18 protein-coding genes are annotated in these 13,655 nt (G+C 69.4%); 10 read left to right on the plus strand and 8 right to left on the minus strand.

All coding sequences use genetic code 11. From position 1 onward, the window contains the following. The first annotated feature begins 70 nt into the window (after positions 1–70). Entirely contained in the window at positions 71–358 is a 288-nt protein-coding gene (locus ABT147_RS20250) for a hypothetical protein (RefSeq protein WP_351407942.1), read from the plus strand. A gap of 6 nt (positions 359–364) precedes the next feature. Here the strand turns inward: ABT147_RS20250 and ABT147_RS20255 are convergent, their stop codons facing one another. Then, positions 365–1,363 (minus strand): LacI family DNA-binding transcriptional regulator, encoded by a 999-nt coding sequence (locus tag ABT147_RS20255; protein ID WP_351407945.1) that lies wholly within the window; start codon positions 1,361–1,363, stop codon positions 365–367. Positions 1,364–1,752: 389 nt separating this feature from the next. On the opposite strand from ABT147_RS20255, the gene ABT147_RS20260 reads away from it, so the two are divergent. Then, entirely contained in the window at positions 1,753–3,837 is a 2,085-nt protein-coding gene (locus tag ABT147_RS20260; protein ID WP_351407947.1) for an RICIN domain-containing protein, read from the plus strand. Positions 3,838–3,948: 111 nt separating this feature from the next. On the opposite strand, the gene ABT147_RS20265 is transcribed toward ABT147_RS20260, so the two are convergent. The 3 genes from ABT147_RS20265 to ABT147_RS20275 all read right to left on the minus strand — a co-directional run bounded on the left by ABT147_RS20265 (position 3,949) and on the right by ABT147_RS20275 (position 5,719). Continuing rightward, entirely contained in the window at positions 3,949–4,302 is a 354-nt protein-coding gene (locus ABT147_RS20265; protein ID WP_351407949.1) for a hypothetical protein, read from the minus strand. Positions 4,303–4,517: 215 nt separating this feature from the next. Further along, complete coding sequence (locus ABT147_RS20270) at positions 4,518–4,976, minus strand: hypothetical protein (protein WP_351407951.1); 459 nt, start codon at positions 4,974–4,976, stop codon at positions 4,518–4,520. Positions 4,977–5,167: 191 nt separating this feature from the next. Continuing rightward, on the minus strand, positions 5,168–5,719 hold the full coding sequence (locus ABT147_RS20275) for a hypothetical protein (RefSeq protein ID WP_351407954.1): 552 nt from the start codon (positions 5,717–5,719) through the stop codon (positions 5,168–5,170). A 144-nt stretch (positions 5,720–5,863) separates the two neighbouring features. Between ABT147_RS20275 and ABT147_RS20280 the strand changes: the two genes are divergently transcribed. Next, a complete protein-coding gene (locus ABT147_RS20280) occupies positions 5,864–6,175 on the plus strand; it encodes a DUF6234 family protein (protein WP_351407957.1) in 312 nt (103 codons plus the stop codon). Positions 6,176–6,373: 198 nt separating this feature from the next. Here ABT147_RS20280 and ABT147_RS20285 read toward each other — a convergent pair whose 3' ends face one another. The 4 genes from ABT147_RS20285 to ABT147_RS20300 are packed head-to-tail and all read right to left on the minus strand — an operon-like array spanning position 6,374 to position 7,450. Further along, a complete protein-coding gene (locus ABT147_RS20285) occupies positions 6,374–6,634 on the minus strand; it encodes a hypothetical protein (protein ID WP_351407959.1) in 261 nt (86 codons plus the stop codon). After that, positions 6,631–6,828 (minus strand): hypothetical protein, encoded by a 198-nt coding sequence (locus tag ABT147_RS20290; RefSeq protein WP_351407961.1) that lies wholly within the window; start codon positions 6,826–6,828, stop codon positions 6,631–6,633. Before ABT147_RS20290 ends, ABT147_RS20285 begins: the two co-directional genes overlap by 4 nt. Beyond that, complete coding sequence (locus ABT147_RS20295; protein WP_351407963.1) at positions 6,828–7,157, minus strand: hypothetical protein; 330 nt, start codon at positions 7,155–7,157, stop codon at positions 6,828–6,830. The genes ABT147_RS20290 and ABT147_RS20295 overlap by 1 nt, the downstream gene beginning before the upstream one ends. 41 nt (positions 7,158–7,198) lie before the next feature. Then, positions 7,199–7,450, minus strand: a complete 252-nt coding sequence (locus ABT147_RS20300; protein WP_351407966.1) for a hypothetical protein — start codon at positions 7,448–7,450, stop codon at positions 7,199–7,201. A 133-nt stretch (positions 7,451–7,583) separates the two neighbouring features. On the opposite strand from ABT147_RS20300, the gene ABT147_RS20305 reads away from it, so the two are divergent. The 7 genes from ABT147_RS20305 (at position 7,584) to ABT147_RS20335 (ending at position 13,626) form a co-directional block, all read left to right on the plus strand. Further along, the gene (locus tag ABT147_RS20305) at positions 7,584–8,348 is read left to right on the plus strand and encodes a GntR family transcriptional regulator (protein ID WP_351407968.1); all 765 of its coding nucleotides are present in this window, start codon (positions 7,584–7,586) and stop codon (positions 8,346–8,348) included. A gap of 602 nt (positions 8,349–8,950) precedes the next feature. After that, positions 8,951–9,094, plus strand: a complete 144-nt coding sequence (locus tag ABT147_RS20310) for a hypothetical protein (RefSeq protein ID WP_351407970.1) — start codon at positions 8,951–8,953, stop codon at positions 9,092–9,094. Positions 9,095–9,319: 225 nt separating this feature from the next. Next, complete coding sequence (locus ABT147_RS20315) at positions 9,320–10,195, plus strand: bile acid:sodium symporter family protein (protein WP_351407973.1); 876 nt, start codon at positions 9,320–9,322, stop codon at positions 10,193–10,195. Positions 10,196–10,703: 508 nt separating this feature from the next. Continuing rightward, positions 10,704–11,246, plus strand: coding sequence for a hypothetical protein (locus tag ABT147_RS20320; protein ID WP_351407975.1), 543 nt, complete (start codon positions 10,704–10,706; stop codon positions 11,244–11,246). Between the two features lie 278 nt (positions 11,247–11,524). After that, complete coding sequence (locus ABT147_RS20325) at positions 11,525–12,781, plus strand: helix-turn-helix domain-containing protein (protein ID WP_351407977.1); 1,257 nt, start codon at positions 11,525–11,527, stop codon at positions 12,779–12,781. Continuing rightward, complete coding sequence (locus ABT147_RS20330) at positions 12,778–13,269, plus strand: hypothetical protein (protein WP_351407979.1); 492 nt, start codon at positions 12,778–12,780, stop codon at positions 13,267–13,269. The genes ABT147_RS20325 and ABT147_RS20330 overlap by 4 nt, the downstream gene beginning before the upstream one ends. 153 nt (positions 13,270–13,422) lie before the next feature. Beyond that, positions 13,423–13,626 (plus strand): hypothetical protein, encoded by a 204-nt coding sequence (locus tag ABT147_RS20335; RefSeq protein ID WP_351407982.1) that lies wholly within the window; start codon positions 13,423–13,425, stop codon positions 13,624–13,626. Positions 13,627–13,655: the final 29 nt, after the last annotated feature.

Genomic DNA, 13,655 nt, shown 5'->3' on the forward strand with positions numbered 1-13,655 from the left:
TACCGGCGCTCCCTGGTACGGGTGGCGCGGCGGACGGCATGATGGCCACCCGGAGACCGAGGGGGCAGTCATGAGGTCGCACCTACAGTGGAGCCACGGTCGCGGAGAGCGCGTCGTCGTGGAACCCAAACAGGCGTACAGAGCCATCCTCCTGAAGTTCCTGGTCCTGGTCGGCCTGCTCTACATGCCGGCTCTCCTCTTCCACTGGGGTGCGTGGATCCCGTTCGCCGGAGCCGGCGTCTACCTGCTCTGGGAACTCGGCCGCGTCAACAGCGCACTGGGCGAGCTCGCCGACCTCTGGAACGAGCAGTACGAGCGGCGGGAGGAGCCGGCCCGCAGCGAGCCTCTCGGGCGCTGAGCGCGCTCAGTGAGCGGGAGGCGGCGGTGCTGCCGTACTCAGCCGCCGCACGAGCCGCGTGGGCACGAGAGTCGTCCCATGCTCCTCCCCGCCCTCCCGCATCTTGCGCAGCACCCCCTCCACACACAGCCGCCCCACCTCCGCGAAGTCCTGGTGGACGGTGGTGAGGGGCGGCAGGAAGGACGCGGACTCGGGGATGTCGTCGAAGCCGACGACGCTGACGTCCTCGGGCACCCGGCGCCCGCGCTCGTCGAGGGCACGCAGCAACCCCAGCGCCATCTGGTCGTTCGCGACGAACACGGCCGTGCAGTCCGCCTCCTCGGCGATCCGCAGCCCGGCCCGGTACCCGGACTCCGCCGACCAGTCCCCGCGTACGAGGGGCGGCGCCTCCCCGACACCCGCCTCACCCAGGGTGGCCCGCCACGCGTTCGCCCGCCGCTGCGCCGCGAACGAGTCCTCGGGCCCGGCCAGATGCCACACCGTCCGGTGCCCCAGCTCCAGCAGATGCCGTACGGCGTCCCGCGCGCCGCCCGCCTGGTCGGTGTCGACGACGGTGTACCGGTCCCCGGCGTCGGAGTCGGCCACCACGACCTGCACCCCGGGCGGCACCGACACGGTCGCGGCGTCCAGCAGATGGACCTCCATGATCACGATGACCGCGTCCACGGCCAGCTCGCCGAGCCGGGAGAACGCCCCGTTCACCTCGTCCTGCGTCGGCACGGCGACGGGCAGCAGCGTGACCGCGTACCCCTCCCGCGCGGCGGACGTGGCGATCGCGTCGAGCGTGCGGATGTTCCCGAGGGTGGAGAGGGAGAAGGTGATCACGCCGAGCGTCCGGAACTCCCCGCGCCGCAGAGCCCGCGCGGCGCTGTTGGGCCGGTACCCCAGCTCCCGCATCGCGGCGAGCACCTGGCGCCGGGTGTCCTCGTTGACCCCGGCGAACCCGTTGGAGACCCGGGAGACGGTCTGGGCCGAGACACCGGCGAGCCGGGCGACGTCCCCCATGGAGGGCCCTTGCCGGGGCCGGACGGCACGTCGTCTCGTAGTACGCCCGTCGGTCGTGTCCACCTGGTCCCCCGACTCTTCCCGCGCTTCCGGCTCTTCGAACGCTTCCAGCTCTTCCAGCTCTTCCGGCGCGTCCGGCTCTTCCGGAACAACTTGTTGATCTTTGACGAGTCCTTGACCGCCGCGATTCGGACAGTGTAGACATCCGGCTCAGTGGATGTTTACGTAAACATCCACTGAGACAAATCGTACGAGAGCGCATCGAACCGCACCAGAAGCGCGCCGCACCAGAAGCACCACGCCAGAAGCACCACGCTGAACCGCACCACGCGGGCCCCGATCTCTATGTTCCGCCGGGACGCGGCACACGGAAGAGTTGGAGTACTCGAATGGCACACCGCACCCGTACGAGACGGCTTTTCGGGGCCATCGGCATCACGGCCCTGGCGACCGGCACGGCCATGGCCGCGACCTCCCTGCCGATGGCGCACGCCGACACGACGGCCGCGGCCGCCGCGGTGACGGTCCGCCCCGATCCCTCGTACAAGAGCCAGGCCTTCGAGGGCTGGGGCACCAGCCTGGTCTGGTTCGCCAACGCCACCGGCGACTACCCGAAGCCGATCCGGGAGAAGCTCGCGAACCTCCTCTTCGGCGAGGACGGCCTCAACCTCAACATCGCCCGCTACAACATCGGCGGCGGCAACGCCCCCGACGTCAAGGACTATCTGCGGGCCGGCGGCGCGGTGGAGGGCTGGTGGAAGGCCCCGGCGGGCACCACCCGCGAGGACGTCGACTGGTGGAGCGCCGACGACAAGAAGGACTGGAACAACAAGGCCGACGCCACCCAGCGCTGGTGGGTCGACCGCATCAAGCACGACATCACCCACTGGGAGACCTTCAGCAACTCCCCGCCGTGGTTCATGACGGAGAGCGGCTACGTCTCCGGCGGCTTCGACGCCTCGAAGGACCAGCTGAAGGCCGACTCGGTCGAGGACTTCGCCGAGTACCTGGTCGGCGCGACCGAGCGCCTGGAGAAGGCCCACGGCATCAAGGTCGACACCCTCGACCCCTTCAACGAGCCCAACACCAACTACTGGGGCACCAAGCTCGGCGCCGACGGCCAGCCCACCGGGGGCCGCCAGGAGGGCGCCCACATAGGCCCGGAGCTCCAGCAGAAGGTCATCAAGGCGCTGGGCCCGGTCCTGGAGGACTCCCGCACCCACGCGGAGATCTCCGCGATGGACGAGACGAACCCCGGCACCTTCGCCACGAACTGGAACTCCTACCCCCAGGACGTCCGCGACCTCGTCGCCCAGATGAACGTCCACACCTACGGCACCAGCCAGCGCACCACGGTCCGCGACCTCGCCAAGGCCGCCGACAAGCCGCTGTGGATGAGCGAGGTGGAGGGCGACTGGGGCGACGGGCAGAGCTTCACCGACATGCGTCCCGGCCTGGGCCTGGCCCAGCGCATGGTGGACGACCTGCGCGAACTGGAGCCCGAGGCCTGGGTGTTCTGGCAGCCGGTCGAGGACTACGACAACATGAAGCCGGGCGGCGAGTCCGCCAAGGGCGGCAACTGGGGCTCGATCCAGCTCTCCTTCGCCTGCAAGTCGACGGACACCCTGAAGACCTGCCCCATCTACACGAACACCAAGTTCGACACGGCCCGTAACTTCACCCACTACATCAAGCCGGGCGACCGCCTGATCAAGACCAACGACACCTCCAGCACGGCGGCGGTCGCGAAGAGGGGCGACAGGGCCACGGTCGTCCACGTCAACAGCACGACGGAGTCCCGCGCGGTCACGGTCGACCTGTCGAAGTTCGGCAAGGTCTCCAGGCACGCGACGGTGACCCCGGTGATCACGGACGCGGCCGGCAAGCTGATCCGCCAGAAGGCGGTCGAGGTCACGGACAAGCAGGCGACGATCACGGTCCCGGCCCAGTCGGTGACCTCGTTCCTGGTCAAGGGCGTCTCGGGTGTGGCGAAGTCGCAGGCCGAGCTCCAGGACGACCACGCGTACACCCTGACGGGCGTCCAGAGCGGCAAGAACCTGGCGGTCGGCCCCGACGGCAAGAGCCTGGTCATCAAGACCCCCAACGCCACGTCCGGTTCGGGCCAGCAGTGGACCCTGGACCGCATCGGCCACGGCAAGGTGGACAACCGCACCCGCTACGCCCTGACGGAGCCCACCTCCGACAAGCGCCTCGCCATCCGTGACGGGTCGCTGGTGGCCGAGCCCGACACGGGCCGCCGCGACGACGCCGCCCAGTGGATCCTGTCGACCACGGGCGACAGCACCTGGACCCTGGTCAACGCGGGCACGGGCCAACTCCCGGACGTGTACGGCCAGTCCACGAACGACGGCGCGGGCGTCGGCGTCTGGTGGCCCAACTCGGGCTCGAACCAGCGGTGGAAGCTGACGGATGTGACGGCGACTGCGGCTACGAAGGACGCCGACGGTTCGTGACTGACGGAAGCAGCCGGAGGAACTGGTAACCCTCCCCAACAGAACAGCTAGGGACCTACGTCCCACAAGGAAGCCCCAGGCGCTGGCCTGGGGCTTCTTCGTGCACAGGTCTCATCGTCCTTGGCCGCTTTCACCGTCGTTCCCCGTGGTTCCCGGCTCTGTCCGGTGCGCTTGTGGTGCGGTGTCCGCGTCATCGTTCGACGCCGCTGACTCGTCGGCTTCTCCGTACATGCTGACCCGGAGGCGCTTCTGGGCGGCCTCGAGCCGCTGGGTGTAGTCGGGCATGAAGATCTCGGTCAGCGTCCCGTCCAGCGTTCCTGAGACCGTGTAGATCGGTGACCAGACCGCTCGATCACGAATGATCCCCTCAAGGTCGTCGGACTGGAACATCACTTGGTACAACCAGTGCGACAGCGCGAACGCCTGATCGCGTGTGAGCCTGATGGTGATCTCTTCATCGTCCACGACCTGAACCTAACTGCCTCGGCTGGTGGCGTCGCGGGCTTTCCTTTGACGGAGGGGTCGTAGGCACGGGCAATGGGTTTGTCGTGACCCTGCCCCAAGTCGGAGAAGACTGACGCGTGGCGCGTCGCGGTTCTGAACACTGAGCCGTGCTGACGGTCCGCAGACGTCCGTGCTCGTTCGCCGGTGTTCGTCGGCGTTGTCACGCAGTTGGACAGTCAGTCGGTGTGGCTCTTCCCGTCTCGTATCTCCGAAGGGGACAACAAGGCGTCCAAAGCCGCTCGGACCTCGGCAATTCGGTGGCGCCACTCTTCGCCTCGCAGGGCCGCAGTGTCCCACTCGACCATCGGCTCGGCGCCGGTCGTGCAGTAGCCGTAGACCTGGTGGGCCACCTGGGCGGTGAGGAGTTCGTCGTAGTGGAACGACCCCTCGAAAGCTGCCCAGGCCACTGCCCGCGTGTCTGCGCAGACACGCCGAAGTACCGCTCGCGTGTACTCGCGCAGATCGAGCGAGACGTCATCGAAGTCGATGTCGTATGACACCAGACCGAGCCGCTCGACGGCTTCGGGTTGGCCCAGCAGAGGGAACGGCAGGAAGGCGTCAGGGACCATCCCGGCGAGGTGAAAAGCCTCCTCCGGCAATGGGGTGTTGCCAGAGCCGATGACGAACACGTTCACCGAGGCCGGACCTCGCCAGCACAGCAGGTCACGTATCCCACCCGCCATCGTCCTTCCCCCTCCCCTCTGACCGCCTCCGAGGTGTGCACTGCCGTAGTACCACGCCAGTCACCAGCGGTGTTGCCGGCCTCGACGCCAACATGACCAGCGTGATCACTGCCGACCACCGCGTCCGACGTCGTTGTGACCGCTCAGCCCTGCTGCCGTTGCCCCAGCAGGCGGGCCTGCTCCTTCTTCAGCGCGGTGAATCCCTGGCGTGCGTAGGCGGCGAGTTCCTCGCTGGGGAACGACACCACCGAGAGGTGCTCGTCGTGGTTTCCCTGCGCCCACCGGGCGGCTGTGATCTCGTAGCCCGACACATGCGCGCACAGCTGGAGCAGAAGCGGCGGCATCTCCGGTTCGTTCAACAGGTCCGCGTGCTTGATGACCAGGTCGCGCATGGCCTGGATGTTCGGCAGGAAGACGGTGCTCACCCACAGCCGCCACTCGGTGAGTTCCTCCGGAGTGGGCGGCGTCTCATGGGCGAACGGTGACGTTCCGCCGGGGCGGGCGTGACGTTCCACGAACGCGCCGAAGGTGCGGCTGTTGGTCTCCGTGAGGGCGAACAGGGGCCCGTAGAAGTCGCTGAGCTGGCGGTTCACGCGGGCCAGACGTTCCTGCCGCTGCGACAGGCGCAGGCCGTTGAGGTAGGTGACGACATAGCCGACGAACGCCAGCCCGATGGTGACGACCACTGCGATCATGAGGCGCGATGCTAGCGAGGCGGGCGCGCCCTGGGAGGTCCGGTCCGGCCTGAGTAGCCGTACTCATGTGCGGCACCTGCCCCGACACCATGCTGGGAGGCGTGTGGCCAACAAGTCGTCGGCCGCAGGCGGAACGGGGTGGACATGAGTCGTGAGAGTGGGCCGTCGACCGGCCGGCAGGTCGGGGTCGGCGTGGCACTGCTCATCATCGATCTGATGGTCATCGCCTGGTTGGTGTTCGCCTACGGGATGACGGGCTGGGCCGACGCCTACGACTCCGGGAACCCGCCCAGCGCGCCCAAGGAGGCGTTGCGGGGCATGTGGATCCTGACCGGCTGCGCGGTCGTCACGGGCGGCGCCCTTCTCGCACTGCGGTGGCGCATCCCCGGCATCGTGCAACTAGTCGTCCTGGGAGCGGGAGCACTGCTCCTCGCCTCCTTCGCCACCCCTGCGTAGCGCACGTCGGCCGATCTACCACTCACCGCAGCTCCCATCCCGCCCGCCACGACCCACACACAGTGGGTCGCTTCTGCGTGACCTTCCGCTCCGCTCATCGACCCGAGCCGCGCCCCGACAGGACCAGCGAGGGGCCTGCCGGGGGAGGAGGGGAGGGGCGGAGGGAGGCCAGACGCCTGCCTCTAGTCGTGGGGCGTCCTACGCGCGCCCCACGATGCGCGCCGTCCCGGGCGAGGCCTGAACCGACTGACGACAGTCCGGCCCGGCCGGAGGCGCCGGCTCGCCGTCGAGCGCCCGGCACAGCGCGGCGTGCAGATGCTCGGCCTCGGCGAGGGTGAGGGTCAGCTCGGTGTCCGTGGCGTGTCCGTCGGCGAGGGACAGACGGAGCGGTACGGCGAGGCGATTGTCGTCGGTGCGGCGTACGGGGCGCCCGGCCGGGCGCTCGATCGTCCAGCTCATGAGGCCGCCTTCCCGATGCGTACGAGGCGGTACGTGCCCCACAACTGCCGTCCGTCCTCGCAACCGTCCTGAGCCCTGGGCGCGCCCTTGCAGCCGTCGCCGCACTTGCGGGTGTGCTCGAACCACAGGCGGTAGGCGCGGAGCATGGGGATCTCCGTGCGCGGCGAAGTCGCGATGTCCTGTCCGTTGGTCATCAGCTCGCCTCCGCGAACTGTCGGGCCTGGCGGATGCGTTGGTGCGCCTCGGCCGGTAGGAGATAGGCACCCACGAGCGTGCTGTCGATGTCGTCGGCGGTGATGACAGGCAGTGCTGCGAGCGAACGCGGAGGCGAGGTTCGGCGATGTCGCGCGCTCGTGCGGAAGGCGGCGCACATCTCCGGTGACGGGCAGCGTGCCGGGAGGTTCGGGGTGGTCTCGGTGGAGGTGCCGTTGCGGAGGTCGGGCGGTGGGCGGTGGTCGTCGGTCTCAGGCAGCCCGAAGAGCACTGCCCTGGCCCAGGCAAGTGCCTGTGATACAAGGTGCATTGTCGATCTCCTGGTTGGGTCGGCCATGCCTCGGGGCCGTGTCAGCGGTCGCCGGGGCTTTGTTCGGCCTTGTCGGTCACGAGCGCCCAGAGGTAGTCGCCTTCGGCAGTGCGCCCATGCCCGTAGGCGTCGGCGTCCGCGATGGCGGCCAGGACGGCTCTGCGTGTGGTCTCGCTCAGGTCCCGGGGCAGCTCCACTCTGAGTCGGATGCCGCCCGGGACTGCCTCGCGGCGCACCTCGGCCCCCGTGGCGTCGGCCAGTCGTGCGGCAATGCTCTCGGCCTTCGGACGCACGGGTCTCCTAAGTAAGCGCGCGATCACATACCGTGCTTCTACTCCAGTAGCTTCCACCTGATGCAGTAGCTTGTCAATGTCGTCGTCAACCGCACCACCAGCCCTGCGCGTTCAGGGCAGCACGGAGAGCCGTATGCCGCGAGAGGCCCCGTACCTCGATGTCGCGGACGACCTGCGCCGCCGGGTAAGGGCGGGCGAGTGGGCCGTCGGCGAACGCCTGCCGTCGCGAGCGCAGCTCGCCGAGGAGTACGGGGTGGGCCGCAATGTCACGCAACGTGCCATGGAGCGGCTGATCATCGAGGGCGTCCTGGAAGGCAGGGCCGGATCAGGTACCTACGTCCGTGCGCCGCGCGAGCGGCTGCGCATGATCCGGTCCCGGCACCGTGAGCACCGGGGCGGCTCGCCATTCCGTGCCGACATGAAGGAGCAGGGGCGGCGCGGCACTTGGGAGTCGCACAGCCAGGCTCGCGTCCCCGCGCCGGAGCGCATCGCCGAGCGCCTGGCCGTCGACCCGGGCGCCCCCTGCGTCGTCACCCGGTACGAATTCCTCGCCGATGGTCAGTCGGTTCAGTTGTCCGAGTCGTGGGAGCCGATGACCATCACCGACGGCACCCCGATCGTCCTCCCCGAGATGGGGCCGCTCGCCGGTACGGGTGTCGTGGAGAGGATGCGTTCCATCGGCGTCGTCATCGAGACCGCCGTAGAGGTTCCACGTCCGGGCCGGGCCACCCAGGAAGAGGCCAACCTGTTGGGCGTCAGCGTCGGTGAGTTGCTGACCCGCATCGAGCGCACCTACTACGACAGCGACGGACGTCCCGTGGAGACGGCGGACATCACCGTGCCCGACGTGCGTTGGGAGATCGCCTACGAGATCCCGATCGAGCAGCCCGCGCCATGACTGCGCTTGGCCGGCGTACCCGCTGACGACCAGCTACTGCACCGGCGAACGGCTGGCGGAGATCCGCGGGGTCCTCCTGGACGTGTACGCCGATGTGTACGCGGAGGACATCGCTACCAACCCGTTCTTCTCCTTGAGGTCGGTGGTGAAGTGGGCGGCTTCACCTACGGGTTCACGGCTCGCGATGACGCGACGACGGCCAAGTTCGGCGGGAGCGGCCGAGGCTGCGGGCCGTGTATGAGGGCTGGGGATATGAGCAGGTGGGGGAGAAGCTGCCGTTCCCTGACTCGCCGCTGTACGACGTGATGGTGCTTGCCCTGAAGAACGTGTGCCGCGAGAGGCCCCGGCCCGGCCGGTGAGGCTACGTAGGCGATTACGTAGTCCTACTGGCGCCTTGGGAAGGCGGCGTTGCGAGACTCGCCCCATGGGCTTCCTGGCGGAGCCGTGGTGTCGCGCCGGGGAGCTTGCTGTCTCCCTACTGGCAACCGTCGTCGGCGGTCCAACGGGTGGCGAACGCTGTCCAGTTGATAGAGCCCGGCCGAACATTGGAGAGTCCTCCGTTGGTTTCCAAGACTCGGGTCCTTCTGGGCATGCTCGTGCTCGTGGCGCTGGTCATCGGCGCCACCGCCCTCCTCCTGGCCATGGATGCCGATGCGATCTGGTTCAAGATCGTTCCTCTCGGCATCCTCGTCGGCGGCTCGACCGTCGCCCAGTCGGCCGGATGGTTCAACAAGAAAGTCCGGTGACCGACCTGGCGGCTCACAGAGCGCACAGTTCGACTTCGGGGGAGGAACTGCCGTTCCCTGACTCGACGTTGTGCGATGTCATGGAGCTTCAGATCTCCGATCACGCTGGACCAGCACAAACCTTGTGACAGGACCCGGCAACTGCTTCACTGTGGCGACCTACGGGCCGTGCGGCGGTCTTCGCAGCTCCGCTGCTGTCATGCCGTCATCGAGGAAGCGTGAGGCATGAAGGATTCAGCGCTGATCACGGTCGGCTTGCCCGTCGCGCTCGCCATCATCATGTTCGGTCTCGGGCTCTCGCTGACCACGGACGACTTCAAGCGTGTGGCCCGTTCCCCGATGGCGGTCGTCTTCGCCCTGACCGTGCAGATCGTGGTGCTGCCGCTGGTCGCCTTCGGCCTGGTCAAGATATTCGACGTGGACCCGCTGCTCGCGGTGGGCGTGATGCTGCTGGCCGCTTCCCCGGGTGGCACCACCGCCAATCTCTTCAGCCACCTGTTCCGCGGCGACGTGGCGTTCAACATCACCCTCACCGCGATCAATTCCGTGCTGGCGGCCGTCACCATCCCGCTCATCACCAACCTGGCCATCAGCCACTTCGATGCCGAAGGCGACCTGGGACTCCAGTTCGGCAAAGTGCTGCAAGTGATCGCCATCGTGCTCATCCCGGTCGGGCTCGGCATGCTCGTCCGGAAGCGCTCCGCCGACTTCGCCGCCCGGGCGGACCGCCCTGTCCGGGTGTTCTCCATCGCCGTCCTGGTCGCGGTGTCCCTGGCGGCGCTGCTGGGAGAGCGGGAGAACCTCGCGGACTACCTTCGCCAGGTCGGCCTGGTCACCGGCCTCTTCTGTCTGGCGAGCCTCAGCATCGGCTACGGCGGTGCCAGAGCCCTCCGCCTGAGTGAGCCGCAGGCCGTCGCCAGCGCCATGGAGGTCGGGATCCACAACACCACCGTGGCCCTCACCATCGCCCTGAGCATCCTCGACAGCACCGAGGTGGCGGTCCCCAGCGCTGTCTACTCGGTTCTCATGTACGTCCTGGCGACGGCCTTCGGCTACGCCATCACCCGGCCCCGCGCAGAGAAGCCCTCGCCGGCGGCCTGATCTCGCGAGTCCGTGATCCCGCGAGTCCGTGATCCCGTAAGTCCGTAAGTCCGTAAGTCCGTGATCCCGCGAGTCCGTGAGGGGCCGGGTGTCGGCGCGGGCCGGGAACTCGCCCCGTCTGACTCCGTCGGCTGAACCAGGGGAAGCCGCACGCCGGTTCCCCACCGCTGACGGGGCGTCCGGGTCCCCGTCGGGCCGCCTGCGGCGAACAGGCGGCGCGGCATCCCAAGGCATCCCAGAAACTCCCGTTTCCGCAGGTCAACAGGGATGGGTTCGTTCCGTCGTCGGGGATGGGGCGGTGGCTGTTGTGGTGGTCCTCGTCGTCCTCGAAGCTCTGGGTGTCGCCCCGGCCGAGGCACTACGACCGCCCCGGCAGCGGTAGGGCGACGACACTCGCCCGGCACCCGCGTACCGGGACAGCTCTGTGCGGCAGGCGTCTTCGCCACGTAGGCCGGGGTCTGCCGAGAGCAACTACATGCGACATACGGATCAGAGAAGGAAGACGCACATGAACAGCAAGTCTCCCGCACGCCGTCGTCCGGGCCTCCGCGCGGCCGCCGCCGGTCTCGTGCTCGCTGTCGGACTGGGTGTGTCGGCGCAGCTGCCGGCGCAGGCGTCCGTCCAGGCCCCCGCGAAGGCACCCACCGCCGCGGCGAAGTCGGTCACCGGTACGGCGAAGTCGGTCACCGGTACGCCCGGCCAGGCCGTGACCCGGGTCGCCGACTTCTACGGCGCGTACATCGACGCGAAGGGCGACTACACGGACCCGGACGTCACGCTGGCCAAGGCGCTGCGCAAGCACTACCTGACGCCCGACTTCGCCAAGCGGCTCGCGGCCTGGGAGAAGAAGAACGGGGCGGACGGCGTCCTGCGAGCCCAGAACATCCCGGCGCGGTGGACGGTGGCCGACAACGGCGCCGTGGGCATGGGTCGTGAGGTCACCGTCACCCTGACCTTCGGCAGCGGGACGACGACACAGAAGATCAAGCTGTTCGTGATGGTGGAGCGGTACAACCGCGTCTCCGACATCCAGACCACGAGCGCCGGCTGACGGCATAGCCCGCCCCCCCGTCCCCCGTCCTGTCCCCCCGTCCCGCCCTCCCGCCCCGCCCCCTCCCACCGGTGCTCGGCCGGGACGGCGGAGCGGCGGCCATGAATGCACCCGTAGGCGTGTGCGTATCGGACGTCGTCGATGCCGGCTGGGCGGGCGGGGCGGACGGGCAGGCAGCCCGGCCGCCCCTGGTGGAACCATCCCCCGCCCACCTGACGTGCAGTGATAACAGGGCCTGGGATCGGGATACGGAATCGCGGGCGGCGACGGGGGGAACGATGCCGATTCGGGACGATGCCAATGCCAATGCCCAAGCCGATGCCGACGACTTCGCGGCGTTGCTGCGCCGGTTGAAGGACCGCACCGACCGGAGCTACGGCTCCCTGGCCCGCCGCGTCGACATGAACACCTCCACCCTGCACCGGTACTGCGCGGGCGAGGCGGTGCCGCAGGACTTCGCGCCCCTGGAGCGGCTCGCGACCTTCTGCGGCGCGACACCGCAGGAGCGGCTCGACCTGCACCGACTGTGGCTGTCGGCAGTGGCGGCCCGGCAGCGGGTGCGTACGGCCGATGCACCGGAGTACGCGACTCCGGCACCCGCACCGGACAAGCACTCCCCCTCCTCCCCTCCCCCCTCCTCCCCTCCCCCCGCCTCCTCCCCTCCGGACGCCTCCTCCCCTCCCCGCCCCTGGTACCGCCGCCCCCGCGTCCTGGCCCCCACAGCCGTCGCCTGCGCGCTGCTCGCCACGGTCGGCGGGATCTCCGCCCTCCCGGACGACCGCTCCTCCGAGGCGGCGGACGCCTCCCGCCCCACGAGCCCCCGGACGACCGCCGCCGGCGCACCCGGCCGCTCGGCGGAGCCGTCGGGCACGCAACCGGCCGCCGACCTGCCCCTCACCTGGAGCGTCGACTCCCTGGTCTGGGACAAGGGGTGCGACCACGACTACGTCATCGGCAAGCCACCCACACAGGTACCGCCGCCGCCCGTCGAGCAGGACGCCGGGCTGTGGGCGGCGACTCAGGGCGCGGTGCACGGGCGGCAGACGAAGGTGCGGATCTCGGTGCAGGGGCGGTCGTCCACGGCCGTGGTCCTGAAGGCGCTCCGCGTCCGCGTCGTCAGCCGCGGCACCCCGGGCGCCGGGAGCGCGTACGCCATGGGCCAGGGCTGCGGCAGCGATCTCACGCCCCGCCGCTTCGCGGTGAACCTCGACGCGGACCGCCCCATCGCCCGCCCGAAGGACGGCGCCGACGGCCAACGCGCCATCCCGGCCGTGCACTTCCCGTACCGCGTCTCCGCCGAGGACCCGGAGGAGCTGCTGGTCGACGCGACGACACAGACCTACGACGCCCGCTGGTACCTCGAACTGGAATGGTCCTCCCAGGGCCGTACCGGCACGATCCGCGTCGACGACGACGGTCGCCCGTTCCACACCACCGGCATCGAGAGAATGCCGCACTACTGGTACGGCACGAACGACGCGGGAGAGCGGGCCTGGGTCCCGCTCGACAGCTACGGGGGCGGCGGGTCCGTATGACGACCATCGCGGTGACCGGGCACCTGGACCTGAGCGAGGGCACCGTTACCCTGGTACGCCGCGCCCTGGAGGAGTCGCTTCGGCCGTACGCCGAGGGCGGGCGGCTCGTCGGGGTGTCCTGTATCGCCAAGGGGGCCGACACCCTCTTCGCCGAAGTGGTTCTCGCCCTCGGCGGGCGGCTGGTCGTCGTCACCCCGTCCCGGGACTATCGCCGCAACACGGTCGAGCCCGAGCACGGGGCCTCCTACGACCGGCTCGTCGAAGCCGCCGAAGAGGTGCTCGTCCTGCCCTACGAGACGGCCGGCAGGAAGGCGTACGAGGCCGCCAACGCCGTACTCGTCGAGCGGGCCCACCGTCTCGTCGCCGTATGGGACGGCACACCGCCCACCGGCGAGGGCGGCGGCACCGCCGACGCCGTCCTCGAAGCGCGCGCGGCCGGTGTCCCCGTGGACGTGGTGTGGCCGGCCGGGGCCGCCCGGCGAGGCTGAGGGGTGAGGGGGCCGGGGGCGAGGGGTGCGGCTGGCTCCACCCCGGGTTCGGTAGGGAACTGCATGGTGTGAGGGAGTGGGGAGCGGGATCCTTGGGGTAGGCGAATGTCGGACATTCGGACAAGCAGGGTTCCCGGACGGAGGGAGATTCCCATGAAGTCGATGCGGCCTTCAGAAGAGACGAGCGCCGGCGAGACGCGGGACGAGGGCGGGTTCGGGCCGCTGCTCGACGCATGGGATCTGGCGCATCCCACCCCCGTCGCCGACCCCGATTGGCGGCATCTGCTGGACGAGATGGCCCACCCCGGAACCACGCGGGCGTTCCACCGATTGGCCGAGGCCGCGGCAGTGGCCTGACATGTCGGGGCGTGACCCACCGACGACCA

This window comes from Streptomyces sp. NPDC001868, from assembly GCF_040297125.1.
Lineage (GTDB): Bacteria > Actinomycetota > Actinomycetes > Streptomycetales > Streptomycetaceae > Streptomyces.

What these genes read in the sequence shown, in the direction of transcription:
- ABT147_RS20250 (WP_351407942.1), top strand. Translation starts at nt 71, where the DNA reads ATGAGGTCGCACCTACAGTGGAGCCACGGTCGCGGAGAGCGCGTCGTC.
- ABT147_RS20255 (WP_351407945.1), bottom strand. Translation starts at nt 1,363, where the DNA reads ATGGGGGACGTCGCCCGGCTCGCCGGTGTCTCGGCCCAGACCGTCTCC.
- ABT147_RS20260 (WP_351407947.1), top strand. Translation starts at nt 1,753, where the DNA reads ATGGCACACCGCACCCGTACGAGACGGCTTTTCGGGGCCATCGGCATC.
- ABT147_RS20275 (WP_351407954.1), bottom strand. Translation starts at nt 5,719, where the DNA reads ATGATCGCAGTGGTCGTCACCATCGGGCTGGCGTTCGTCGGCTATGTC.
- ABT147_RS20280 (WP_351407957.1), top strand. Translation starts at nt 5,864, where the DNA reads ATGAGTCGTGAGAGTGGGCCGTCGACCGGCCGGCAGGTCGGGGTCGGC.
- ABT147_RS20285 (WP_351407959.1), bottom strand. Translation starts at nt 6,634, where the DNA reads ATGAGCTGGACGATCGAGCGCCCGGCCGGGCGCCCCGTACGCCGCACC.
- ABT147_RS20290 (WP_351407961.1), bottom strand. Translation starts at nt 6,828, where the DNA reads ATGACCAACGGACAGGACATCGCGACTTCGCCGCGCACGGAGATCCCC.
- ABT147_RS20295 (WP_351407963.1), bottom strand. Translation starts at nt 7,157, where the DNA reads ATGCACCTTGTATCACAGGCACTTGCCTGGGCCAGGGCAGTGCTCTTC.
- ABT147_RS20305 (WP_351407968.1), top strand. Translation starts at nt 7,584, where the DNA reads ATGCCGCGAGAGGCCCCGTACCTCGATGTCGCGGACGACCTGCGCCGC.
- ABT147_RS20315 (WP_351407973.1), top strand. Translation starts at nt 9,320, where the DNA reads ATGAAGGATTCAGCGCTGATCACGGTCGGCTTGCCCGTCGCGCTCGCC.
- ABT147_RS20320 (WP_351407975.1), top strand. Translation starts at nt 10,704, where the DNA reads ATGAACAGCAAGTCTCCCGCACGCCGTCGTCCGGGCCTCCGCGCGGCC.
- ABT147_RS20325 (WP_351407977.1), top strand. Translation starts at nt 11,525, where the DNA reads ATGCCGATTCGGGACGATGCCAATGCCAATGCCCAAGCCGATGCCGAC.
- ABT147_RS20330 (WP_351407979.1), top strand. Translation starts at nt 12,778, where the DNA reads ATGACGACCATCGCGGTGACCGGGCACCTGGACCTGAGCGAGGGCACC.
- ABT147_RS20335 (WP_351407982.1), top strand. Translation starts at nt 13,423, where the DNA reads ATGAAGTCGATGCGGCCTTCAGAAGAGACGAGCGCCGGCGAGACGCGG.